Origin of the sequence: Gilliamella sp. BG1, from assembly GCF_046635625.1 — a bacterium.
Lineage (GTDB): Bacteria > Pseudomonadota > Gammaproteobacteria > Enterobacterales > Orbaceae > Gilliamella > Gilliamella bombi.
In genome coordinates this window covers 31,112-55,876 of record NZ_JBIDFG010000018.1, presented here as the reverse complement: position 1 = coordinate 55,876, position 24,765 = coordinate 31,112, and the positions used below count along the sequence as shown (strand labels likewise).

Annotated in this window: 26 protein-coding genes, 1 tRNA gene and 2 pseudogenes; 14 read left to right on the top strand and 15 right to left on the bottom strand. The window is 34.2% G+C overall.

Features of this window, described 5'->3' with window-relative positions; genetic code table 11:
* Together ACGH80_RS10265 and ACGH80_RS10260 are read left to right on the top strand one after the other, a co-directional pair.
* The coding region (locus ACGH80_RS10265; protein ID WP_411631086.1) for a hypothetical protein at positions 1-516 on the top strand (516 nt) is incomplete at its 5' end.
* Positions 517-576: 60 nt separating this feature from the next.
* A pseudogene (locus ACGH80_RS10260) lies at positions 577-1,236 on the top strand (IS3 family transposase); the annotation flags it as partial.
* Between the two features lie 92 nt (positions 1,237-1,328).
* Here the strand turns inward: ACGH80_RS10260 and ACGH80_RS10255 are convergent.
* Together ACGH80_RS10255 and ACGH80_RS10250 are read right to left on the bottom strand one after the other, a co-directional pair.
* Positions 1,329-1,556 (bottom strand): annotated as a pseudogene (locus ACGH80_RS10255) (transposase); the annotation flags it as partial.
* A gap of 204 nt (positions 1,557-1,760) precedes the next feature.
* Positions 1,761-1,848, bottom strand: a tRNA-Ser gene (locus ACGH80_RS10250).
* A 194-nt stretch (positions 1,849-2,042) separates the two neighbouring features.
* Here ACGH80_RS10250 and ACGH80_RS10245 point away from each other — a divergent pair.
* The 6 genes from ACGH80_RS10245 to ACGH80_RS10220 are packed head-to-tail and all read left to right on the top strand — an operon-like array spanning position 2,043 to position 5,557.
* Complete coding sequence (locus ACGH80_RS10245; RefSeq protein WP_065560941.1) at positions 2,043-2,360, top strand: TusE/DsrC/DsvC family sulfur relay protein; 318 nt, start codon at positions 2,043-2,045, stop codon at positions 2,358-2,360.
* A gap of 21 nt (positions 2,361-2,381) precedes the next feature.
* Positions 2,382-2,678, top strand: coding sequence for a cell division protein FtsB (ftsB, locus tag ACGH80_RS10240; RefSeq protein WP_065590839.1), 297 nt, complete (start codon positions 2,382-2,384; stop codon positions 2,676-2,678).
* The gene (gene ispD, locus ACGH80_RS10235; protein ID WP_065590840.1) at positions 2,678-3,391 is read left to right on the top strand and encodes a 2-C-methyl-D-erythritol 4-phosphate cytidylyltransferase; all 714 of its coding nucleotides are present in this window, start codon (positions 2,678-2,680) and stop codon (positions 3,389-3,391) included. Before ftsB ends, ispD begins: the two co-directional genes overlap by 1 nt.
* 4 nt (positions 3,392-3,395) lie before the next feature.
* The gene (gene ispF / locus ACGH80_RS10230; protein ID WP_411631084.1) at positions 3,396-3,881 is read left to right on the top strand and encodes a 2-C-methyl-D-erythritol 2,4-cyclodiphosphate synthase; all 486 of its coding nucleotides are present in this window, start codon (positions 3,396-3,398) and stop codon (positions 3,879-3,881) included.
* Between the two features lie 18 nt (positions 3,882-3,899).
* The gene (gene truD, locus ACGH80_RS10225) at positions 3,900-4,925 is read left to right on the top strand and encodes a tRNA pseudouridine(13) synthase TruD (RefSeq protein ID WP_363319050.1); all 1,026 of its coding nucleotides are present in this window, start codon (positions 3,900-3,902) and stop codon (positions 4,923-4,925) included.
* Positions 4,926-4,930: 5 nt separating this feature from the next.
* On the top strand, positions 4,931-5,557 hold the full coding sequence (locus tag ACGH80_RS10220) for a protein-L-isoaspartate(D-aspartate) O-methyltransferase (RefSeq protein WP_065590842.1): 627 nt from the start codon (positions 4,931-4,933) through the stop codon (positions 5,555-5,557).
* Between the two features lie 102 nt (positions 5,558-5,659).
* On the opposite strand, the gene pnuC is transcribed toward ACGH80_RS10220, so the two are convergent.
* Together pnuC and nadR are read right to left on the bottom strand one after the other, a co-directional pair.
* Positions 5,660-6,349, bottom strand: coding sequence for a nicotinamide riboside transporter PnuC (gene pnuC, locus ACGH80_RS10215; protein WP_034910015.1), 690 nt, complete (start codon positions 6,347-6,349; stop codon positions 5,660-5,662).
* 6 nt (positions 6,350-6,355) lie between these two features.
* Positions 6,356-7,588, bottom strand: a complete 1,233-nt coding sequence (gene nadR, locus ACGH80_RS10210) for a multifunctional transcriptional regulator/nicotinamide-nucleotide adenylyltransferase/ribosylnicotinamide kinase NadR (RefSeq protein ID WP_296317879.1) — start codon at positions 7,586-7,588, stop codon at positions 6,356-6,358.
* A gap of 237 nt (positions 7,589-7,825) precedes the next feature.
* Here nadR and ACGH80_RS10205 point away from each other — a divergent pair, with 237 nt between their 5' ends.
* Together ACGH80_RS10205 and recD are read left to right on the top strand one after the other, a co-directional pair.
* Entirely contained in the window at positions 7,826-8,044 is a 219-nt protein-coding gene (locus tag ACGH80_RS10205; protein WP_296317881.1) for a hypothetical protein, read from the top strand.
* Positions 8,045-8,068: 24 nt separating this feature from the next.
* Complete coding sequence (gene recD, locus ACGH80_RS10200) at positions 8,069-9,919, top strand: exodeoxyribonuclease V subunit alpha (RefSeq protein WP_174799045.1); 1,851 nt, start codon at positions 8,069-8,071, stop codon at positions 9,917-9,919.
* A gap of 100 nt (positions 9,920-10,019) precedes the next feature.
* Here recD and ACGH80_RS10195 read toward each other — a convergent pair whose 3' ends face one another.
* The 11 genes from ACGH80_RS10195 to ACGH80_RS10145 all read right to left on the bottom strand — a co-directional run bounded on the left by ACGH80_RS10195 (position 10,020) and on the right by ACGH80_RS10145 (position 19,703).
* The gene (locus ACGH80_RS10195) at positions 10,020-10,745 is read right to left on the bottom strand and encodes an amino acid ABC transporter ATP-binding protein (RefSeq protein ID WP_034910011.1); all 726 of its coding nucleotides are present in this window, start codon (positions 10,743-10,745) and stop codon (positions 10,020-10,022) included.
* Positions 10,742-11,422, bottom strand: coding sequence for a glutamate/aspartate ABC transporter permease GltK (gene gltK / locus ACGH80_RS10190; protein WP_065590846.1), 681 nt, complete (start codon positions 11,420-11,422; stop codon positions 10,742-10,744). Before gltK ends, ACGH80_RS10195 begins: the two co-directional genes overlap by 4 nt.
* Positions 11,419-12,159 (bottom strand): amino acid ABC transporter permease, encoded by a 741-nt coding sequence (locus ACGH80_RS10185; protein WP_065590847.1) that lies wholly within the window; start codon positions 12,157-12,159, stop codon positions 11,419-11,421. Before ACGH80_RS10185 ends, gltK begins: the two co-directional genes overlap by 4 nt.
* Before the next feature lie 92 nt (positions 12,160-12,251).
* A complete protein-coding gene (locus ACGH80_RS10180) occupies positions 12,252-13,160 on the bottom strand; it encodes a glutamate/aspartate ABC transporter substrate-binding protein (protein WP_085164646.1) in 909 nt (302 codons plus the stop codon).
* A 227-nt stretch (positions 13,161-13,387) separates the two neighbouring features.
* Complete coding sequence (gene lnt / locus ACGH80_RS10175) at positions 13,388-14,929, bottom strand: apolipoprotein N-acyltransferase (protein WP_296301162.1); 1,542 nt, start codon at positions 14,927-14,929, stop codon at positions 13,388-13,390.
* On the bottom strand, positions 14,922-15,794 hold the full coding sequence (gene corC / locus ACGH80_RS10170; protein ID WP_085164649.1) for a CNNM family magnesium/cobalt transport protein CorC: 873 nt from the start codon (positions 15,792-15,794) through the stop codon (positions 14,922-14,924). Before corC ends, lnt begins: the two co-directional genes overlap by 8 nt.
* Before the next feature lie 117 nt (positions 15,795-15,911).
* Positions 15,912-16,379 carry an rRNA maturation RNase YbeY gene (ybeY, locus tag ACGH80_RS10165; RefSeq protein WP_065590851.1) on the bottom strand — a complete coding sequence of 156 codons (468 nt, stop codon included), beginning with the start codon at positions 16,377-16,379 and terminating at the stop codon, positions 15,912-15,914.
* 18 nt (positions 16,380-16,397) lie between these two features.
* Complete coding sequence (gene rlmH, locus ACGH80_RS10160; protein ID WP_411631081.1) at positions 16,398-16,868, bottom strand: 23S rRNA (pseudouridine(1915)-N(3))-methyltransferase RlmH; 471 nt, start codon at positions 16,866-16,868, stop codon at positions 16,398-16,400.
* A gap of 4 nt (positions 16,869-16,872) precedes the next feature.
* Positions 16,873-17,190, bottom strand: a complete 318-nt coding sequence (gene rsfS / locus ACGH80_RS10155; RefSeq protein ID WP_034909992.1) for a ribosome silencing factor — start codon at positions 17,188-17,190, stop codon at positions 16,873-16,875.
* Between the two features lie 743 nt (positions 17,191-17,933).
* Complete coding sequence (locus tag ACGH80_RS10150) at positions 17,934-18,734, bottom strand: YdgH/BhsA/McbA-like domain containing protein (RefSeq protein ID WP_411631079.1); 801 nt, start codon at positions 18,732-18,734, stop codon at positions 17,934-17,936.
* A 357-nt stretch (positions 18,735-19,091) separates the two neighbouring features.
* On the bottom strand, positions 19,092-19,703 hold the full coding sequence (locus ACGH80_RS10145) for an NUDIX hydrolase (RefSeq protein ID WP_065590855.1): 612 nt from the start codon (positions 19,701-19,703) through the stop codon (positions 19,092-19,094).
* 113 nt (positions 19,704-19,816) lie between these two features.
* Here ACGH80_RS10145 and ACGH80_RS10140 point away from each other — a divergent pair, with 113 nt between their 5' ends.
* From ACGH80_RS10140 to ACGH80_RS10125, 4 genes are all read left to right on the top strand, one after another.
* Positions 19,817-22,300 carry a class I adenylate cyclase gene (locus ACGH80_RS10140; RefSeq protein WP_411631077.1) on the top strand — a complete coding sequence of 828 codons (2,484 nt, stop codon included), beginning with the start codon at positions 19,817-19,819 and terminating at the stop codon, positions 22,298-22,300.
* A 219-nt stretch (positions 22,301-22,519) separates the two neighbouring features.
* A complete protein-coding gene (rpoE, locus tag ACGH80_RS10135; protein WP_034909980.1) occupies positions 22,520-23,092 on the top strand; it encodes an RNA polymerase sigma factor RpoE in 573 nt (190 codons plus the stop codon).
* Positions 23,093-23,142: 50 nt separating this feature from the next.
* Positions 23,143-23,721 (top strand): RseA family anti-sigma factor, encoded by a 579-nt coding sequence (locus ACGH80_RS10130; protein WP_174799053.1) that lies wholly within the window; start codon positions 23,143-23,145, stop codon positions 23,719-23,721.
* A gap of 6 nt (positions 23,722-23,727) precedes the next feature.
* Positions 23,728-24,711, top strand: coding sequence for a MucB/RseB C-terminal domain-containing protein (locus ACGH80_RS10125; RefSeq protein ID WP_174799059.1), 984 nt, complete (start codon positions 23,728-23,730; stop codon positions 24,709-24,711).
* The last annotated feature ends 54 nt before the right edge of the window (positions 24,712-24,765 follow it).

The window sequence follows — 24,765 nt, the reverse complement described above, 5'->3', positions numbered from 1 at the left end:
GGACCAGTAAACAGTAGTGCTAATAAAAATTTTAGTCCCTCTACATTTAAGCTTTATTCAGATAGAGCCAAAAGTAACGTCTTGTATAGCTTTAAAATTGAAAGATGGTATATAGCACAAGGGGTTGGTATAAATGCTTCAGCTAGTAAGACAAAAGATTATTGCAATCAAATAGGTTATCGGATGCCGAGTGTTGCAGATTATACTAATGCAAATAATGATGATATTTGGACAGGAGGTATTCCTGGAAGAAATATCAATGGTTATCGCCGACAATTAAGCTATCGCGGAGGTAATGGCAAGTGGATTGGTGGGCTAATTAATGAATGGGGAACTTTGTTTAATCATCCTAATCACTATTTAGGTCTTGACGACTGGGAAACTAAGCATCCTTATGATTGGTATTGGACAATCGATACATACAAGGGAAAATCAATTCGAGTCGATCTAGGGGATGGGGATTTAGGTTATGAATTAACTTTTAACCTATATAGAGCTGCTTGTGTTAAGCCTTAGTTAAATTTGTTTTATCTGTTCTGTAAATAGTTTGACTCCGTAACTTTTTATCGTGCTTATGGTACAAGGCGTCTGCAAGCAGAGCTGAGAAAGCAAGGCATAACCGTATCTCGACGCCGAATAGGTCGAATCATGGCGAAAAATGGCTGGGTTTCGAAATACACCTGTAAAAAATATTGTATTCATACAGAAAAAAGCAATGAATCGCTGGTAGGGAATGAACTGAATCGAGAATTTGATATAGGTCAACCACGAAAGATATTGGTGACCGATTTAACCTATGTAAGGGTTAAACAACGTTGGCACTACCTTTGTGTAATTGTTGATATCAGTAATCGAGAAATAGTGGGGCGAAGTGCTGGCAGGCATAAAACAGCGGCACTGGTCATGCAAGCTATGAGTCAAATTCCAATGAACTTACAGACGATTGAGTTGTTTCATTCTGATAGAGGAAAAGAGTTTGATAATTATTTGATTGATGAATGTTTAACAGCATTTGGAATTAAACGGTCGTTAAGTCGCAAAGGCTGCCCCTATGATAACGCAATTGCAGAAAGCACATTCAAAGCAGTGAAAACAGAATTTGTGTCAAATACTATTTTTGATTCACTGGCGCAACTTAAATTGGAATTTAATCACTATGTGGATTGGTTTAATTATAATCGACTTCATTCAACATTAAATTACCAGTCGCCGATTGAATACAAAAGAAATCGATGACCTTATCTTTTTGGTACTAAAAAGTGTGGACATACCAATGATAAATTGTAGTTGCTGTGCCCACGTTTTACGTGCCTTTGTGGGCACTAAAGCTTTTTTATAATTTCTTCTTGAAGCTGGGATTTTAAACTCAGTTCGGCAAATATCTGCTTAAGCTTGCGGTTTTCAGCCTCCAGCTCCTTTAAGCGTTTGATATCCGAAGTTTCCATTCCGCCGTATTTTTCCCGCCATTTATAGAAAGTTGAATTACCCATGCCATATTTACGGCACAGTTCTTTAACGGGAATACCCGCTTCAGCTTCTTTTAAAATAGCCACGATTTGAGTTCAGTCATTTTTTTCATAATTAATCCCCTTTACTTTTATCATAGAGAATTTTCTACTTTTTTGCTGTACTCTTTTAGGGGATGGTTACAGTATTTGATGAAAAATACAAAATAATTCAAATATATTTCGGTAGGCGTTTAAATAGTGGATTTAAGTGGACTTCTATGGACAACTGTGGAATTTGCCACAATAAGAAGATGGCGGAAGCGCAGAGATTCGAACTCTGGGAGGGTCGCCCCTCGCCGGTTTTCAAGACCGGTGCTTTCAACCGCTCAGCCACACTTCCGCAATGGCTGTGAATATTAAAGTAGACTTGCTTATTTGTAAATAGCTATTTTAATTTTTTTTATCGTTTGCTTTAAATTTCATCAAATTTCGAAGAAATTAAACAAACAATAACGTATTCGCCTGCAAAATTAGTGTTGGATTTTGATTAATTGAGTATAATACAACGCAAATAAAATAACGTACTTTGAAAAAATGTTAGAGCAGATAGAAACTGATGAGAAAGGCTATTTAAAAAATTGGCAGGATTGGACTGTTGATTTAGTTCCAGAATTGGCAGCCAAAGAGTCCATTGAATTAACCGATGCCCATTGGGAGGTTATTTTATTTGTTCGTGATTTTTACTTAGAATATAAAACCTCACCAGCTATTCGAGCTTTAGTCAAAGCAATGGAAAAAAAGTTTGGTGCAGAAAAGGGCAATAGTCGTTATTTGTATAAATTATTTCCAGACGGTCCTGCTAAACAAGCAACTAAACTTGCAGGCTTACCAAAACCAGTTAAATGCATATAGATAAAGGATAATACTAAATTCATGAGAAGATGGAAGCTACCTTTATTGTTATTAGCTGTACTGGGTTATCTGCAATATTCTTTATGGTATGGCAAAAATAATGTGTACGATTATCAAGATAATGTAGAAATGTTAGTCAATTTGCGTGCCGATAATGAGAAGTTAAAGACTCGTAACGAACAGATGTTTGCTGAAATTAACGATTTGCAACGTGGCTATGAAGCAATAGAAGAGCGTGCTCGTAGTCATTTGGGTATGGTTAAACCTGATGAATATTTTTATCGAATTATAATTGATTCGGATACTAAAAAACGATAATGCATAACTTGAATAATCTTAATGATATCATTGCTATTGTACCGGCAGCAGGAGTTGGTTGCCGTATGAATAGTCAAATCCCTAAACAATATCTAAAAGTTGGTTCGAAGACCGTTTTAGAACATACTCTAAATAAATTATTAACGCATCCTCAAATCGCTCAAGTTATTGTTGTGATTAGCTCAGAAGATAATATATTTAATACCCTTTCAATTGCTCAGCACGATAAGATTAAAGTTGCTTTAGGTGGCAAAACTCGAGCTGATTCTGTTTTAGCCGGATTAAAATTGCTAAATGATGAACAGTGGGCTTTAGTTCATGATGCGGCAAGACCTTGTGTGACTCATTGTGATATTACTCGGCTGATTGAAACAGTAACAACTAAAAAACAAGGCGGTATATTAGCCACTCGTGTTAGTGATACGATTAAGCGAGCTTGTCAAAATAATGATACCATTATTGATTATTCTGAAGATCGGACTTATTTATGGGGCGCTGCTACTCCTCAACTGTTTAATGCTGGCGAACTAAAATCATGTTTGCAACAAGCTCTAAATGATCATGTTGCCATCACTGACGAAGCTTCAGCCATTGAGTATTGTGGTGGGCATCCTTTATTAATTGAGTGTCGTGGGGATAATATAAAAATAACCCGTCCTGAAGATTTAGCATTGGCTACTTTTTATTTAACTAAGCAGATTCCAAATAGGTAAAAGTATGAGAATAGGTCATGGATTTGATGTTCATAAGTTTAGTGGAGAGGGTCCTATAACTCTTGCTGGGGTAAAAATTCCTTATCAATATGGCCTTGTTGCTCACTCTGATGGTGATGTTGTGTTACATGCAATAACCGATGCTTTAATTGGCGCATTGGCATTAGGTGACATCGGTAAGCTATTTCCTGATACAGATCCTAAATATAAAGGTATAGATAGTCGAATATTATTGAAAGATGTGTATACCCTTGTTCAAGCTAAAGGTTATGAATTAGTTAATTTAGATGCTACTATTATTGCCCAAGAACCTAAAATGCAACCTCATGTTGATCAAATGCGAGTTAATATAGCAGAAGATCTGAAAGTTCATTTTGAACAAATTAGTGTAAAAGCAACAACAACTGAACAATTAGGCTTTACTGGGCGTAAAGAAGGCATTGCTTGCCAAGCGGTAGTGTTATTAAGTAAAAAATCCGAAACAGTTTAAATTATACAATAGGCAATAATAGTGTTAGCACAACTTAATTATTTATATGGCAAACCGACCACTAAAGGACAATACAAGCAACAATACGAAGATTTTAATGTGACAGAAGATCTTGGCTTTGAGTTGACTGGTGAAGGCGAACATGTTTTAGTTTTTTTGCAAAAACGTGATTGTAATACCATTTTCGTGGCTGAGCAGTTGGCTAAATATGTGGGAATTTCAACCAAGCTAGTAAGTTATGCTGGTTTGAAAGATCGCCAAGCGGTGACTGAGCAGTGGTTCAGTTTACATATGCCAGGTCAACAAACACCAGACTTTTCGGCATTTAATTTGGCGGGTTGTAAAATATTAAAAGTCACGCGGCATAATAAAAAATTAAAAATTGGCGCATTAAAAGGTAATTATTTTAAAATAATTTTAAAATCGTTAAATAGTCAATCTGAAATTGAATCTAAATTAGCATTAATCAAACAGCATGGTGTGCCTAATTATTTTGGTGAGCAGCGTTTTGGTCGTGATGAAAATAATATTACTCAGGCTATAAAATGGGCCAATGGCGAAATTTCGGTTAAGGATCGAAAAAAACGTAGCTTTTATCTTTCTGCGGCGCGAAGTGCGATTTTTAATAATATTGTCAGTCAACGCATAACCCAAAGTTTGCATCAAACCGTGCTCAATGGCGATATATTACAATTAGCGCATCGTGGTAGCTGGTTTATTGTTCAAGCAGGCGAATTAGTTCAGTTACAAATGCGTTTAGAACAAGGCGAGATCAATATTACTGCACCAATGGTGGGGGATTCACCACTAGGTACATTATTTGATGCGCTGGAGTTTGAGCAAAAATGTTTAGAAAGTTGGTCTGAATTTAATGATCTATTTAAAAAAGAGCGAGTAGAAACAGCAAGACGGTCAATATTGTTACGAGCAGAGCAGCTTAATTGGCAATGGTTAGATGAGCATAGTCTCGAACTCAATTTTTATTTGCCATCAGGTTGTTATGCAACAAGTGTGATACGTGAACTAATAATAGAAAATGAGTAGCCCAAATGCAAAATCTAAAAATGCAATCCCTAATTGAATTCTTACGGCAACAAGGAATAAAAGACGAGCGCGTTTTAGATGCTATTGCGTCAATTCCTCGTGAACATTTTGTTGATGAGGCGCTTTCGCATCAAGCTTACGATAATCGTCCATTGCCAATAGGAAGCGGTCAAACTATTTCTCAGCCTTATATCGTAGCAAAGATGACTGAACTATTAAAATTAGAGCCTAATTCAAAAGTACTTGAAATTGGAACAGGGTCGGGATATCAAACGGCTGTTTTAGCAAAGTTAGTCGAAAATGTCTGCTCGGTAGAACGAATAAAAAGTCTACAATGGAATACTAAACGACGTTTAAAGCAACTTGATATTCATAACATTGCAACACGCCATGGTGATGGTTGGTTAGGTTGGCCTGAACGTGGACCATTTGATGGCATCATTGTTACAGCCGCCGCATCTGAAGTGCCACAAAGCTTACTAGAACAGTTAGCCGATAAAGGACGTTTAGTTATTCCTGTTGGCGAAAATAAACAGGTTTTACAATTAATTGAGCGTGATGGAGATAATTTTGTAGCTAAAAATATGGGCGAGGTTATATTCGTGCCTTTGGTTAAAGGGGATGTTGAATAATTAGACTGCATCTCAAATAAAAAATAGAAAATAAAGCACTTATTTTCTATTTTTATACTTAAACACAGTCTTTCCTGAAACTTTTTAACAAAATTAGAATATTTACTCTGGCTGCTCAGAGCGTTTCCATTCACAAATTCCATAAATGGCATTAAACAGATAGATTAAATATTGTGTTGCGATAATGATATTGTCGGTATAGATATTTAAACCAATTACCAGTACATTTAATATAACCCATAAATACCAGTTAAACGCATATCGCATCATCAATAATAATTGAGCAACAATGCCTAGACCAAATATAAAACAGTTAGTTATTAGTTGGTAGGTTGTATTAGTTGCACCAATTTTATCCGTTAAGTAAATATTAATAAAAGCGGCAATAATAAGAAATATGATTGTATATAAAAATGTGGTTTCATTGAGTGAGCGAACTTTAACGTTTTTATTATTATCAAGGTTCTTTTGCCAAGTGAATAAACCATAGATGTGTGAACAAAAATAGTAGATTGGCGGTAGTCCTGCACCAATATTGCCGCCAAGAATATTAGCACAACATTCTGCAACAACGGCAAACATACCTAATACATTTCCCATGTTTTTACGTTTTGCTAATAAGATAACGCATAGCAGACCGCAAAAAGCGCCTATGTAAGAAGTAGCATAGCGTAAATCAAATTCAGTAAATGGGTCAGTGTATAAAAATGCTAGTGTTACACATAATATACAAAAAAATGGATAGAATTTATTACGTCCAATTAAAATGGCAAGATTGCTTAATTTATTCATAATTTATTACTCTTCATCATTAATAAGTTGATTAACTAGTTCAATGCAACGTAAATAACGTTCTTCGTAATCAGGCGATTCTATTTCTATATATTTGATATTATTTTTTTCTAATAACGTTATTAATAGTTTTTGAAAATCTTTACGTTGTTTTGGACTGCCTAAATGACGTAAACCATCAGCGACCCATGGCGTGTTATTGCCGAGTAAAATTACTAAATCAAAACGATAGTTATTGATCATAGCTTGTAAAAATGGATGTTCTTTACCTTCATATTTTTTACAAAAAGCTTGAGTTGTCACAAAATCGGTATCAATAAACGAAACTTTATTGGCATGTTTTATGGCAAAATCGATATATTGTGCATGCCCTAATGCGATTTTATCGTAGTCAGCATACTGTAATGCGCGTTCGTCCCCGCCAAGTTGAGAAAATACATAATCCCGACCATATTCCCATGCACTGGTTGTGTTAAATACGTTTGCTAGTTTATTAACTAAAGTTGATTTACCACTAGATTCTCCCCCTAAGATGGCAACGGTTCTAACAAAAAAAGGTCTAACTTCGGTTGGAATGTATTGCCAGTTTTTCAGCGGTGCTTGACGGATTTGAGTACCACTTATTTGCATAAATTGTCGTTTTGGATCAATTAAGACAGTTTCTAGATCAAACAAATCTTTATACATAGCGACATCTTGCGGTTCACTTGAGTAAACATAATCTGGTTTTATGCCTTTTTCTTGAAATAGTTTCTTTACTCGTTCACTCCACTCATGCCAGCCATTTGGGTAAGCTGGAATGCCGTCTTCTTCTAATAATTCAATGTGGATATTTTTTTGATATTTAAAAGTTTGTAGTAGCCAACGAATTCTATCATTAATAGTTGGTTGGCGAGACATAGCACTTTGTTTAAAAAGCGCTTCGTCGCGTTGAGTATCAGAACAAAGAATAACATATAACTCATCAACCTGACTAATTGCTCGCTGAATAAGATAAATATGTCCAGTATGTAAAGGATAAAATTTACCAAAAATCACACCTACTTTTTTATTTTTGGTTGTTTTTTCGATTTGTAAATATTGATGGAGTGATTGTAATTTTTGTGCGCTCGGATTTTTAATTTTATCATTAATGAGTTGACTAAGATAACCTTTAGTCATTTGGCAAGCATCGGCGACAGTTTGTAAAGATATATTCTTACGTTTGATTGCTTTTTTTAGATAATTGAAGTTACTCATAGAATATTCCTTATTTTGTTTTTTATCTTAAACGAAATATAAATCATTTTTATTTTTCGTTCAATATATTAAACAAAAAATAATTTATTTTTTATACAATCATGTTAAAATTAATAGCAATTAAACAGATAGAATAACTACTTTATTACCATTGTTAGAGAGAATCATGTGCCATTTAACTTATAACATAATTATTTTTAAATAGTTATAAATTAGTTTTTATTTCAAAGGAACTATATGAAAATACAGAAATTAGCTTTTTTAAATGCATTTGCTTCTAGCAGTGTTTTTACAAACAATAATGTAACACTTAATAAAGTCAAGTTTTTTTTGCAAGGTGCAGAATTACAAGGGCAATCAAAAGTATTGTTGACCAAAGGTGAAAATAAAAATCTTAACTTAAGTTTTAAACTGACTTATCCAAAAGATAAAGTTAACGATATAATTGGCTTATAAATAAGTTAATAACAGAAATAGAATATGTTAAACGAGTGGTTAAGCCAATTTAAACAAGATAGCCAAATTAGTTTGCTAGATATTCATTTGGCAACGTTTTTGACGAATAAAGCAATGTTAAATGATGATATTACTACCAAACGTTTTAGTTTTTTGGTTCTATCACTAAGTAAAGAGGTTAGATCGGGACATGTTTGTCTTGATCTTGCTTATTTAGATGAATCAACGATTGAATCACAGCTTTGGTTACAATTAGATTCGCCAAATGCGCAAGATTGGAAAATTGCTCTTGAACAAGCTTATGATAGTCAGGTTGTGAGTGATGGAACAAATTTGTCTCCGCTTATTTTTATTGAAAATAAACTTTATTTTCAAAGAATGTGGTTAGATGAACAAAATGTAGCTCAATATTTCAATCATACAGCTTTAGATAAAGAACTTAGCTACAATACTGATTTAACCACTGTACTTAATCAACTTTTTATTCAGAATCAAACCGAAATTGATTGGCAAAAAGTAGCAGTTGCTGCTGCGTTAACACGCAAAGTTGCTATTATTTCTGGTGGACCAGGTACGGGTAAAACAACTACTGTTGCCAAAATTTTAGCCGGAATTTTGTTAACCAATCCGCATGCTCGAATTATTACATCGGCACCTACAGGAAAAGCGGCATCAAGGTTAACCGAATCACTGAGTCGCACAATCGAGCAACTCGATTTTGCACCACTAAATATAAAAGCAGAAGCAATCACTTTACATCGTTTATTAGGTGCAAAAGCAGATAATCGTTCATTTAAGCATGATAAGAATAATCCATTGCATGTCGATGTGTTAGTCATTGATGAAGCATCTATGGTTGATTTAAATATGATGGCAAGAGTAATTGAAGCATTACCTAATTCTGCTCGTTTAATTTTGTTAGGTGATAAAGATCAACTCTCATCAGTTGAAGCGGGAGCTGTGTTTGGTGACCTTTGTACCTTTATTTCGCATGGTTATAGCAAAGCACGGGCAAAAGAGCTAAGTCAATTGACTGGTTATGATGTACCAGCTTGCCAGCAAACAGCAAAAATTACTGATAGCATTTGTTTATTACAAAAAAGTTATCGTTTTAACGAATCATCTGGTATTGGATTGTTGGCTAATGCAGTCAAAGCTGGGTGCTCAACTTCTGTTAAAAAATTATTATTAGATGAATCATTAAGTGATATTCAGTATCATGCTCTTTCTTCACAACAGGCTTATGAAGATGTTTTACACGATAGTATTAATCATTATAAACATTATTTAAATGTGATTAAGCAGAATGGCACTGATGATATAGCGTTGGTTTTATCTAAATTTGCTGAATATCGCTTACTTTGTGCTGTCAGAGAAGGACATTTTGGTGTCGAAGGTTTAAATAAACAAATTGAATTACTTTTAGCCAAAAACAAATTAATTTATTTGAAAAATAAAGAAGCATGGTATGTTGGTCGACCCATCATGATATTACGTAATAGTGCTTCATTAGGGCTATATAATGGCGATATTGGCATTACATTAAAAGCCGAGCATGATAGTTCAAAATTGCGTGTTTATTTCCCTTTTGCTGATGGATCTATTAAAGGATTTTCTCCATTTCGATTACCCGAACATGAAACGGCTTATGCCATGACAATTCATAAATCACAAGGTTCAGAATTCGATGATGTAAATATTATCTTACCAACTGATAATTCGCCGTTACTTAATCGTTCTTTACTTTATACTGCTATTACCCGTGCTAAAAAAACGGTTTCAATTTATGCGACTGAAGCTATCTTGTTACAAGCAATTAAATCACAAACGCAAAGACATAGTGGTTTAGTCAGTTTATTGCAAAATAATAGCTGATTCTGTTTTGATAAGCATATTTGAGTTTATTTTTTGAAAGATGATGTGTAATTCGAGGAAGAAATAATAAAACAGGGCTAAAAGCCCTGTAATAATTAAATTAATGGATAATTTTAGCTAAGAAGTCTTTAGCACGATCTGATTGTGGATTAGTAAAGAACTGCTCTTTTGAGGTATCTTCAATAATTTCACCAGCATCCATAAAGATAACTCGGTGGGCTACCTTACGCGCAAAGCCCATTTCATGAGTAACCACCATCATAGTCATACCTTCATAAGCCAGTTCAACCATAACATCTAGCACCTCGTTTACCATTTCAGGATCTAGTGCTGAGGTTGGTTCATCAAACAACATAACAATAGGATCCATACATAACGCACGAGCGATCGCTACACGTTGTTGTTGACCACCAGAGAGCTGAGCAGGGTATTTATCTGCATGGGCAAGTAAACCAACACGCTCTAAAAGATTAAGCGCTTTTTCTCGAGCTTCTTCGTCTGTTCGACCTAACACTTTAATTTGTGCAAGTGTTAGATTTTTTAAAATAGTTAAATGTGGAAACAGTTCAAAGTGTTGAAATACCATACCTACTTTGGAGCGTAATTTAGCTAAGTTAGTCGCTTTATTTGTAACTTCTGTTCCATCAATAATAATTTTGCCTTTTTGTACAGGCTCTAAACAATTTACAGTTTTTATCAGGGTTGATTTTCCTGAACCTGAAGGACCACAAACAACAACAACTTCGCCTTTACCAACTCGAGTGGTGCAGTTTTTTAATACCTGAAATTGTCCATACCATTTTGAAATATTTTCTAAGGAGATCATCGAGTAATCCTTTTCTTAAAATAATTAACTAGACGTGAAACGGTGAAGCAAATAACAAAATAAACTGCTCCTGTAAATAATACCATTTCAACGATTAAACCATCTCTATTGCCTACAATATTAACCGCACGATAGAAGAAATCCGCTAAATTTAATGTATAAATAAGCGTTGTATCTTGGAATAATATAATCCCCTGCGTTAATAATAATGGAGCCATAATACGAAATGCTTGCGGTAAAATCACCATTCTTAATGCCTGACCTTTAGTCATGCCCAGTGCTAATGATGCACTGATTTGTCCTTTAGATACACTTTGAATACCAGCCCGAATAATTTCTGAATAGTAAGCTGCTTCAAATAATGCAAAAGCGATCAATGCTGACACAAAACGTATATCTGTTGTAGGCGGAAGATTTAAAATTTTTTCTAATAGTTGAGGCACAAGCAAATAAAACCAGAGCAAAACCATCATTAATGGAATTGAACGGAATATATTTACATAGCATAAAGCAAACCAATGTAGCACTTTAATCGAAGAAAGTCGCATAATGGCAAGTAGCGTTCCCCAAATAATACCAAAAATTACAGCGGTAAGTGTTATCTCTAAAGTTAATAACATACCTCTCATGATATAAGGTAAATTAGGTAGGATTTGTCCCCATTCTAAATCCATCATGATTTACCTCCTAATACGCCAGGAAGTCGTACTTTTTTCTCAATATATTGCATAGTAAACATTATAACGACATTGATAAGTACATACCCAAATGTTATAGCTATGAATGATTCATAAGGTTGGCCTGCATGTTCAAGCAGTTGGTTTGCTTGTTTGGTTAATTCGACGTAACCAACAGTTGAAGCAACAGCCGAGTTTTTAACCATATTTAATATTTCAGATGTTAACGGTGGTAGAACACGTCGATAAGCGTTTGGTAATAAAATATATAAATAGGTTTGTTTTAGGGTTAATCCTAATGCAATTCCTGCACTTTTCTGACCTGTAGGGATTGACTGAATAGCAGCTCTCACTTGTTCACAAATACGTGCACCTGTGAATAATCCTAATCCTATGGTTGACATTAATAAAGTAAATATCATAGGGTCAAGGCTATATAACCAGTCACGGATAGATTCTGGTACCAACGCTGGTACAACTTCAATCCAAAAGAATAAGTGAATGATTAACGGGATATTCCTAAAAACTTCAACATAACATGTACCTAAGCCAGATAAAAAGCGGTTAGGTAATGTTCTCAGCACACCAAATAGCGAACCAACCAAAAAGGCAACAGTTCCTGATGTAATAACTAGCAATATGGTCATTTGGAAACCTAACCACAACCAGCCTAGATACGTTGTATCCCCAAATGGTGCTGGTTGAAGAAAAATCCCCCAATTCCAACTTGTTGTCATAAATACTCCAACATGTAAAAAAAAAATGTAAATAGTACTAAATAAGATGATGGACGCAGTTACCTACGTCCTTATGGGAAAATATCTGCGTATTAATCTAATGCTTTATCATTAGGATGAGCGAAAAGTTCTTTCATCTCAGAAGACATATCAAAGTTCATATTTAACCCTTTTGGTGGAATAGGTTGTTTAAACCAACGGTTATATGACTTTTCGGCGACACCTGATGTTTGTGCTTCTGAAATAGTTTTATCGACTAAAGCTTTAAATTGTGGGTCTTGTTTACGCAACATACAACCATAGGCTTCATAAGATAATGGTGTACCTACAATTTCCCATTGTTCAGGTTTTTTTGCTTTGGAGCGCTCACCTGCTAATAATGCATCATCGATAAGAAATGCTGCTGCTCGTCCACTTTCAAGTGTGCGAAATGCATCACCATGATCTTTGGTTGCAATAATACGAATATTTAACCCTTTTTCAGTATTGATTTTGTTGAGCATAACTTCGGATGTTGTACCTGAAGTTACGACCACATTTTTACCTTTCAGATCGTCAATATCTTTAATATTGCTACTAGTTTTAACTAAAAAACGAGTGCCAACAATAAAGATCGTATTTGAAAAATCAACTTGTTGTTGACGAGAAAGATTATTGGTTGTTGAACCACATTCAAAATCGTAAGAACCATTTTGTAACAGTGGAATACGGTTTTGAGAAGTCAGCGGTAAGTATTTAACTTGCAAGTTAGGCATGTTTAACTCTTTTTTTACCGCATTAATAATAAGATCTGAGTAATCTTGAGAATAACCAACAACTGTTTGGTTATCACCATAATATGAGAATGGGACTGATGATTCTCTATGTCCTACGACAATCACACCATTTTCTTTTACTTTAGCTAGTGTACCAGTTAATTCATCGGCAAATGCGGTACTACTTACTAGACCTAACATTGCAAATGATAACACTAGTTTGGTTAATTTTGTCTTTTTGTTCATACTCATCTCCTACTGTTTATTTTGTATCATATTAAATAATTTTAACATTTTTACAAAGGGCATATATTATAACTTATTTTTTAGCATAAAAGTACTTTTTACTGTTTATTTATCTATTTATTGGAGTTAGATGTAACCAGCAATTAACGCAATATTAGATTGCTGATTACATCAAGACTTATTAAAACCCAATTATATTTAAGCAATAATTATGCCAGTATAGTGAACTATAAACGTTTTTTTATAAAAAGTGAGATAAACATTAATGACATCACAACTAAATAAGGCCAATTCCCCCATATAGCATAAGGCGTTAGGCCAGTTGTTGGTGATACAGATGCAGATAATGCGCCTGTTTCAAATTGCGGTAATTTTTTAACAATATTACCATGTGGATCAATAATGGCTGTAATCCCTGTATTAGTACTACGAATTAAAGGTCTACCAAATTCAAGCGCTCTAGCTTGCGCCATTTGTAAATGTTGTTTAGGTCCAATACTATCACCAAACCAAGCATCGTTTGAAACAGTAAGTAAAAAATCTGTATCTGGAGAAAAATTTTGCCATATTAAATTAGATAAAATCACTTCATAACAAATGGCTGGGGTAAATTTAAAGCCTTTTATTTGTAATTGAGGTTGTTTTGTTTCGCCAGATTTCATTGAGGACATAGGAATGTTGAGCAATTCAGCAATTGGTTCAAGTACTGATTCTAACGGTGTAAACTCCCCAAAGGGCACTAGATGGTGTTTTTTATAACGGTTGATAGTTGGATATTGATAATGCTCCTTTTCTCCTAATACTAATAAAGTATTGTAGATATATCCATTAGATTGATACCCATCTTCGCCAAAACGATAATCAATAATACCAACAGCTATTTCAGAATCATGGGCTCGGGCTTCGTTATCTAGATATTGTAAAAAAGATTGTTGATTTATTTCGTAATCGGTGATGCTAGCCTCTGACCAAATGATAATTTTATCTTTACCAAAGTTTTGTTTAGTCAGTTTTGTATAGGTTTGTAGTGTGTTGTTAAGTTGTTCTCTTGTCCAACGAATTGACTGCGAAATATTTCCTTGAATTAAAACAAAATTAGCTGAACGAGTGTCATTAACTTTAGTCCAATTAATATTATTGAATAAAATTGGTGCAAATAAGATCGCAAGTAGTGCAATAAATGCACCAAGCGTGTGCCTTTTTGGCGTTTTGCTATTTATTGTCTTTATGCAATAAACAAATAATCCGCATAAAATTGTTAGCAGTAAATTAACACCATCAATCCCCAATATAGGAAAATAGCCTTTTAACGGACTATCTAGTTGGCTATAACCGAGTTGCAACCAAGCAAATCCGGTTAAAATATACCCTCGTAAGAATTCGGTTAATTGCCAAAGCACAGGAGCAAGAAATATAAGTTGTTTAAATGAAAATTGTCCAGCAAAACGATTTGCCATCCTTAATAGAAAAGCAAATAGCATAGGATAGAGTGACAAGTATAGGATTAAAAAACCTAAAATGATAATAGCAATGGGAGCGGGTAACTCTCCATATTGCTTAATACTGATATAAACCCAATGGATCCCAGCGGCAAAATAGCCAATGCCCCAACTTAATCCCAGTAACATAGCTTGTTTTTTAGATCTATCAGCAATAAGCCATAAAAGACCGGCAAACGATACAAAAGCTAGAGGCCAAATATGAAATGGAGCATAACTAAAAACTGCTATACCACCAAAAATTAGGCTTAATAATATTTTTTTAAGCATTTTCAGATAACTCTAAATTAGGCACGGTAGCCCCATCAGGAATAGTCACATGCAATTGAATGATTCGTCTTCGATCTGCAATGGTAACTTTAAATTGATAGCCGTCAATGGTAATGGTTTCACCGCGTAAGGGTAAGCGTCCAAAATGTTGCATTACCAGTCCTCCAATGGTATCCATCTCATCATCACTAAAATCAGTTGAAAATATTTCATTAAAATCTTCCACTAGAGTGAGGGCTCGCACAGTATAAACCGATTGCGTTAAGCGACGAATATCGCGATCTTCAACTTCATCATACTCATCTTCAATATCGCCCACGATGAGTTCTAAAATATCTTCAATAGTCACAAGCCCCGAAACACCACCAAATTCATCAATAGCCATTGCCATATGGTAACGCTGCATACGAAACTCTTTTAGCATATGATCAACACGTTTACTTTCAGGTACAACAACGGTTGGTCTAAGGATTTTTTTCAAATCAAAATTATCGACGCCTTGGCGAATAAAAATCAACAGATCTTTTGCCAATAAAATCCCTTCAATGTGATCGCGATCTTCACTAATAACAGGATAACGGGAATGCCCATGTTCAGAAATAATATCTAAACACTCATCAAGTGAATAATTGTCTTTTATGGTAACAATTTGAGAGCGGGGGATCATAATATCGCGAATGCGTTGTTCGGCAATATCCATAACGCCTTCGATCATATCAAGCGTATCGGGATCGATAAGCTCGTTTTCTTCGGCTTCGCGGATCACTTCGATCAGTTCTTCTTTATCTTTGGGTTCTGAATGAAATAACTGACTTAACCATAATGCAAACCCTTTTTTAGGTCTCCGGTGATTATCATCACTCATTTGTGCTTTTCCTTTCTTACTTTATTATTAATTTACTATTTTTGGCTTAGTTTACTTAATTTACTTACTAAAAAAGTTTGCAAAATAGCATATAACTAAACGACCTATCGTACATTTCTATTCATCAATGGGTTGATAAGGATCTTCAAACCCCAACTGCAGCATAATATCAATTTCGATATTTTCCATTTCTTCAGCTTCTTCGTCAAGAATATGATCATAACCGAGTAAATGTAAACAACCATGCACAATCATATGTGCCCAGTGCGAAGTTAATGATTTATGTTGTTGCTCAGCTTCAGCTTCAACCACTTGCTTACAAATAATTAGATCACCCAATAAAGGAACATCGATCTCGATTGGAGATTCAAACGGAAAAGATAAAACGTTAGTTGGTTTATCTTTATGACGATAGGTACAATTTAATTGCTGACTTTCTTGTTTATCGACAATACGGATAGTGAGCTCGGCGTTATCCATAAACTGAGGTAAAATAACCTCTAACCATTGCATAATTTGCGCTTCGGTAGGCAAATTTTGGTTATCTTCTGTAGCAATTTGCAAATCTAAAATAATTGCGCTCATCATATTTACCTTACTTTATTATTCACGATGATAAGGATGATTAGTGGTTAAACTCCATGCACGGTAAAGGCTTTCAGCTACAATAACCCGCACTAAAGGATGAGGTAGGGTAAGTGGCGACAGTGACCAACTCTGTTCCGCTGCCGTTTTGCAAGAAGGAGATAACCCCTCAGGTCCACCAATTAATAAACTCACATCACGGCCATCTACTTTCCAACGTTCTAATTGTTCAGCTAAATTATGCGTTGTGTAAGGTTTACCTGGAATATCAAGAGTCACAATGCGATTGCCTCTGCCACAGGCACTTAACATTGCTTCGCCTTCTTTATCTAAGATCCGTACAATATCTGCATTTTTTGTACGTTTTCCAGCGGGGATTTCAATAAGCTCTAAAGGCATATCTTTAGGAAATCGTGATTGATAATCATTAAAAGCAGTGGTAACCCAGTTTGGCATTTTATTGCCAACAGCAATAAGCTGTATCTTCACGTGATTAACTCCAAAGCTTCTCAAGTTCGTAAAGCTGACGGCTTTCTTCTTGCATTATATGTACAATGACCGCATCCATATCAACTACGACCCAATCGGCATCACTTTTACCTTCGCTACCTAACACCAAATGGCCTTGTTTTTTTGCTTCATCAAGTAAATGGTTAGCAATAGAGGAAACATGACGGTTTGAAGTGCCAGTACAAATAATCATATAATCGGTAATACTTGATTTGCCACGAACATCAAGGGTAACAATGTCTTTTCCTTTTAGATCATCAATCTTATCAATAATAAAATCTTGTAACGACTGTTGCAAAATAATCTCTCTTTTTATTAAAAATAAAGCGCCATTATAGCATATATTTTAAAAATAACGGTGATGATAACTTACACATATTTTTATTGATTATTGGGATTGCTTTTTTCTTTTCTTTTTTGCTAGTTTATCTTCATGCAATTTTTTTATTTGTTCTTTTCTGTTTTTCTTTATTTGGTCTCTTTTCGCTTTTTTTCTCTATTTATGCTAAATTCCTCTAGCACCTATGTTAACGACGATATACCCAACAAGAATAAAAGTCCTAAAAATAAACCTAATAAAGATGGATATATTGGGTTGTAATCGTGACCCACGCGCGGAAGGATTCTAACCGTTGCTGCTTCTACAAAATTGGTACTAAATAAAAAAAAGTAAGAAAAATATCGCTTTCATAATATATGCAATTTAATGGAATAATTTCCACGTATTTTATCTTATACAAATATATAGATGTTAAAGGAAATTTGAACAATAAAAAAGCAAAGTTTTATATTTCAATGGCACACATTTTCAAACAAAAAATTAGCGTTGCTGATCCAATTTTTGTAAAAATATTCAGGATTCTATACCGTCTTGAGATTAAAAAATGAAAATAATAATACGAAATTTGAATTGAGATGTGGAATAATCTAGGAGTAAACAAATAAAAACTTTAATAAAATTAATTCTAAATCTGAGGTGTTTTTAGTCAAAGCCCACGGGCAAGTAAAATTGCTCACGTGGGTTTATTTCAGTTACGTACAATCTTATTTATATAGATTTATAAAAACAGTTTGTGCAGTGCTTGCGGGGTTAGATGATACTTCTTTTACATAATAAAAGTGCGCACCATTAGCAACTGCATGTTTTTGTGCGGCGGCACTGATTTCTGCTGTATTGTTAAATACACCATGGAAGCTAATAGTACTAAATGGCGTCATGTGTTTAAATGCTTCGCTACTAATTTCGTAGGCATCTTGACCTGCTATTGCTGTTGTGACGATATAATCCCTAACGGGTGCGTCTTGTTTGTATAAAGCAACTTCGATATTTTCTGCTTGGTTTCTAATATCATCAGATGAAATTGAATCGATATAAAACGCATAGGCATTTTTTTCAGCGGCTAATTTACTTGCAGTTTCGGTAATTTCGGAAGTGTTATTGTAATTACCTTTAAATTTAACAACATCAAATGGTAAATAGTAAAGAGCTTTTGAACGTTCATAAGAAACCACGCCATTATAAATAGTTTCATTTTTCTGTACGGCTATTGGTGCGTTAGATTTGTAAATATTGGCATAAACAATCGCACGATCTGAAGAAGTTCCATTAGCTGGACTTTCCATTGCAGTAATATAGTAATATTTAGCACCTGCTTCATCGGCAGCGCGAGAAATATCTTTAGCAGCATTTTCGGCTTGTAAATAACTTCCAGTTACTGAAATTTCTTTTAATGGTACTAAATGACTACTTTCTTTAGCAGTTAATGGCTCAGCAGCATAAAGACTAGCAACAGGTAATGATAACAATACGGCTAATGCAATAGAGGATTTGGTAAAACGTTTCATAATATATTCCTTCATTTTTGAATTATTAAAATAGAAAATCGTTGTTTAACGCTTATTTTATTTGCAAATACATTTATTGATATTACTTCGAAAGTATTCGAACTGGCAGAGCTCCTGATGTGTTGTCCTTGTCTACTTGTAAAAAGCGTTAAGACATTAATAGTTGTTTTGGTAGGAAAAAATAGTAAAACAACTTGTTATTGTTATAAGACGTTCAGTAATAATCCTCAAGTTCTTTTAATCAAATAGAAGGGTGCCTAGCATTAATTGTTTAAAATGAAATGAATTGTCAAAAAAAGAGTTAATTTGAGCTAATTAAGAATGTTAATATTTTCTAAATTATATTTTTCCTACAGATTATTCTCTAATTCTTTCAATAAAGAATTTAAGGATTTGTGCAGTTAATCCCCAAATAACCCGATTGTGATACTGATAATAATAGACAGAATACTCAGCTCTTTTTTGCCATTTAGGTGATCGGTTTACAATGATATCAAAAGGGAAATCATCAGAAGGTTTATGCCCGACAAACATTGTTGCACGCTGAGGGGGATTTTGAATAAACCACTCAATAGGAACGGTAAAAATCTGTTCGACTTCATCATGATTTAGTTTCAGATCATCAAGTGAATTGATTGTGCCAACAAATGGATAAATAGCCATACCTAATGTTGCAATAAACTTGGGTAATGCTCCTAAAATTGTTATGTGCTTAAAGGGGATACCCAATTCTTCAACTGTTTCACGTTTAGCTGTGTATTCGGGATTGGTATCAGATAATTCCACACGCCCACCAGGAAAGCAAATATCTCCAGGTTGCCATTTTAATTTTCTAGATCTAATTTGAAATAAAAGATGCAATTGATGATCAATATCAATAATCGGCAATAATACTGCAGCTTTATTATCGATAAATTTTGTGTTTTCTTTTTTTTGCATCTGTTTAGCAATATTTTCAATTGTTATCATAATTATTCATTTTATTTAGGGTTTAAATTTTTGTTCTATTTACCTTACACAAATAACATGCTAGATTTAATAGTAGCGTTAAATTAATACGCGTGTTTTATCTAATTGAAGCCATGCAATATTATATCAATAACATAAAAAAAGAGCTTGAAGATCTTGCCAAATTGAAACGTGAGCGTGCTATCATTGGTATGTCTCCTGAATTTCAGCAGGTATTTTTATTACTTCCTGCGCTTTTTCATTATCACACACCTAAATTACCAGGATATATGGAAGGCGATATACCTTCAGGTATTGCTTGCTATCAATTGTCTGATGATGTAAGTAAACGGCTTAAAACTGAATTCGATTTTATTCCATCCACTAACGAAAATAAAATAATTAACATCCCAGCCATATCCGCTTTATATACAATGGGAAGTACCTGTTCTATTGGACAGTCAATTCAATCTGATCTTGATATCTGGATATGCATTGAAAACAATTTAACAGATCAACAAAAAGAAGCCTTACAACAAAAATGCCGTTTGATCGAAGACTGGGCAGCAAATTTGCAAGTCAAATTAACGTTATTTGTGGTAGATGCTGATCGTTTTATTAATAAACATCATGAATGCCTAATGGGCGAAAATTGCGGAACTGCACAGCATATTTTGTTACTTGAGGAGTTTTACCGTTCCGCAAATTTATTAGCTGGCAAATACTTGTTGTGGTTTGCAATACCTTATAATTTCACCGTAAATAACCTTACTTATCCTACTTATGAAAAGTGCGTTCAAGCGATGGTTGATCTTAATTTAATCGAGCGAGAGCAATGGATTGATTTTGGTCCACTAACTGGATTATCAGCTCAAGAGTATTTTGGCGCAAGTTTATGGCAACTTTATAAAAGTATTGATTCACCTTTTAAAGCGGTACTTAAAACCCTGTTATTAGAAGCGTACTCATGGATTTACCCACAAAATAAACCAGTTGCTTATCAAATGAGGGAGCTGATTCAAAAAGGCGAAATTCATAAAGGAATGTATCTTGATTCGTATTACATGCTGTTGGACAGAATCAGTAAATACCTCATTGAAATTAATGATTATGAACGACTTGAATTAATTCGTAATTGCTTTTATTTAAAAGTGAACGAAAAACTTTCTATCCCAATGCAATCGTCGTCATGGCGACGCTCTATTTTAAGTGACCTAGTTAAAAGTTGGGGATGGGATGAGCAACAAATTGCAAAATTAGATTCTTGTCAAACTTGGAAAATAGGGCAAGTCCGAGAAATACACGAAATCTTATTACACACCATGATGTCCGGCTATCGAAATTTACTCAATTTTGGTCGTCGTAATAATTTAGACTCATTAATTAGTCCTCAAGATCTGGCGATATTAACACGAAAGCTCTATGCTGCTTTTGAAGTATTACCGGGAAAGATTACAACGTTAAAGCTCAATATATCTGATAATTTACAAGAAGAAGCATTAACATTTATTCATGTTGCAGAAGATCGTGTCAATCGAGCAGGATGGTACGTTTACAATCAAAAACCCATGTTGCACTCAATTATTGGCCATCAATATCTTGAATATAGCAAATACTTAGTAAAACTAGTAGGTTGGTGTTATTTTAACGGCTTAATTGCTGATAGCACTCACTTTTATTATCATGATGGTGAAAACAGAAATAATTCGAAAATTAATAAATTGATCGTTGATCTAAAAAATTACTTTCCTATTGATGTGCCAGCAGCAACTGAAGAACAGCTATATGGACCATGCGAAATTCGTCACTTAGCTATTATTTTAAATTTAGAAGATGATCCGACCGCTAACATTGAATTAGACGATGAAGTGACCAATAGTGTACTTAATTATGGTAAAAATGAGCTAAGTTTAGTGGGATCAATTGATCTTCTTTATCGCAATTCGTGGAACGAAATTCGTGTTCTCCATTTCAGCGGTGCACTATCAGTGCTTCAGGCGATTAAGGAATTACTAAATCGAATGCATAAAGATGCTGATTTGCCTAATTTGCTAGAAATATTTTGTTATAGCGAGTACCAGAGTGATGAAATCAAACAACAAATGAAAAAGTTAATGGATGAATGTATCGATTTACGTTTAACTACCACTCAAAATAACTCAACGCAAGTAAAACCATTAAGGATCGGTGGAGCTTCATGGTATCTATTTTTTGAGCGATTAGGGGTATCATGCCATCAATTTGAAAGTGCGATTGATTTTTATGGCGCTGTATCAAATAACAAAATACAAGGCAGACCACTAAACATTTTAGACGAAACTAACGAACTACCAAAAGAAATTGATAGCGTGGCTTATGCCGGGATCATACAATTCTTTTTTGAAAATACTGATTCAGGTTTTGATCTTTACATTCTAAATGAACATAACCAAGTTGAAATATACCGTAATTGCAACGGTTCAATAGATAATATGGTTAAAGATATTAACGAATTTTATATCTTATCTGACGATCGTTTTTCATTTACTACCAGTAGCTCAGTTAATTTTAATCTACCTCAATTTTATCAAATCACCTATAATGAGCATGATGAAAGACAGATTATCCCGCTTAATTAAAAGATCGGCAAACGATCTTACTTGAATGTAATCATGTCAAAAAGTTTCAGGTAACTATGTGTTTTAGTATAAAAATAATAAAAGTTTACAATTAATAAGTAAAATAATTAAATTTCTATTAAAATAATGGGAACTTTTTTCTAATTTAAGAATCTAACTGTATGTCTGCACAACTTTGGGCCGATTGACAGTTATTAACAAAATAAGGAAAGGCCTTTAATGGGGGAGCAAGTAACAGACCAAGTATTAGTAGATCGCGTTCTTAATGGAGACAAAAACGCATTTAATTTACTTGTTGTTCGTTATCAAAATAAACTGGCTCATTTGGTTTCTCGTTATGTATTAGCGTCCGAAGTTCCTGATGTTGTGCAAGAGACTTTTATTAAGGCATATCGATCATTAAGTCTTTTTAAAGGTGAAAGTGTTTTTTACACATGGCTGTATCGAATTGCAGTCAATACAGCAAAAAACTACTTAACGTCTCAAGGACGACGGCCACCATCATCAGATATAGATGCTAGTGAAGCCGAAAGTTACGAAGGTGCAGATTCATTAAGAGATCTTGATAATCCTGAAAATTTAGCGCTTTCAGACGAAGTAAAAAAAACAGTATTTGCAACGATCGAAGCATTACCTGATGATTTAAAAACAGCAATTACATTGCGCGAAATCGAAGGGTTAAGCTACGAAGAAATTGCTCAAATCATGGATGTACCAGTTGGCACAGTGAGATCCCGTATTTTTAGAGCTCGTGATGCAATTGATGAAAAAATTAAACCATTACTCAGTTAATGGCTACAAACAAATGAATAAAGAGTAGTCATAAATTTAAGGTATTTACTATGCAAATAGAACAGAAAGAGCAACTTTCATTACTTATGGATGGTGAGTTTACAAATGACCATATTGTTGATGAAGTATTAAATGATGAAAGTTTGCAATCATGCTGGCATCGTTACCATATTATCAGAGATACAATGCGAGGTGAATTACACAGTAATTCATTAAATCATAGTAGTTCACTAAATTTAGATATCTCTAGCCAAATTGCACAAGCGATAGCAACTGAAGATTTATACAATCAACCAACTGATCAACCTAATATTGACACAACCTCGCCACCAAAAGCTGAAAACCTAATTTGGATTCACGTTAAGGACTTTATAGGCAAAGTAAGCCAAGTTGGGCTTGCAGCTTGTGTCACTCTTGGAATTATTGCAGGTGTACAATATAATCAAGGACAAACAGATAGTACCAGTGCAAGCCCTACACTAAATACAGTACCAGTTGGTGTAAGTGTGGCTCCTGTAGGTGGCATTCATCAACAAAACGATCAGCAATTACTTGAAAAACGACAATACGACAAAATTAGATTGCTTGTACAAGATTATGAATTGCAAAAAAGATTAAATGCACACTAATTTTAAATGAAATCATCAAATTATTTTATCAAATATTTTATAAAACAGAGCCGAAAAATAATATTCGCTCTGTTTTTTGCATTTTTTTCAGTATCGATTTATGCCAACGATACAGAGGATGCCTTTGCGTTATTAAACAAAATGAATCACGCTGTACAAACGCAAGATTACCGTATTTACTTCGTATCTGAAGATAAAAATCAATATGTAACCACATTCGAATATAGCCATATAGGTGCGCCTGTAAAAGAAGATATTAATGCTTACTTGCGCTATCTGGAAGGTCCTGATAAAGAGATCATCTTACATAAAGGCATAACCAGTTACTTTCAGCCTAATAGTTCATCATTTTCTATCACTAGCTCACGAATTATCGAAGCTTACCCCGATGTTGTTTATAATAATTTTAATGACCTTAAAGAGGTTTACGATTTTATTTTTTTAGGCAAAGCAAGAACAGCTAATCGAAGCGCAAAATTAGTTAAAATCATAGCTAAAGAACAGGACCGTTATAGCTATGTAATTTGGATTGATGATGAAACCAGTTTACCAATTAGGATCGATTTATTAGATCAAAATAGCGACATCATTAATCAGATAAAAGTAATCCAACTAGATAAAAATTTTGATAAGAAAGAACAGCTAGATTATATCGCTAGTCGAACTTACCCAATCTTATTATCGATTGAAAAACAAAATAATGCTTTTGACCAATGGCGACTAGCTTGGTTACCTAAAGGATTTAAAGAAGTGGCTGCTTATAATTTGAATTTTTATAGTTCTGACATCGCGACTAAATTGTTTTCGGATGGCGTATTTTCGTTTACGGTCAATATCTCATCTGAACAAGCTAAACAAGCTAATCAAATTATTCAACAAGGTGGAAGGACTATTTATTCAACCAACTTAGGTCACAAAAACATTATCATCATAGGTAATTTACCTCGTACTACTATTGAACGTATTGCACAAAATATTGTTCAGAAATAAGTGCAAACTACTTAATAACGCTATGCTTGGTAGCGATAAAAGTGTAAAATATTT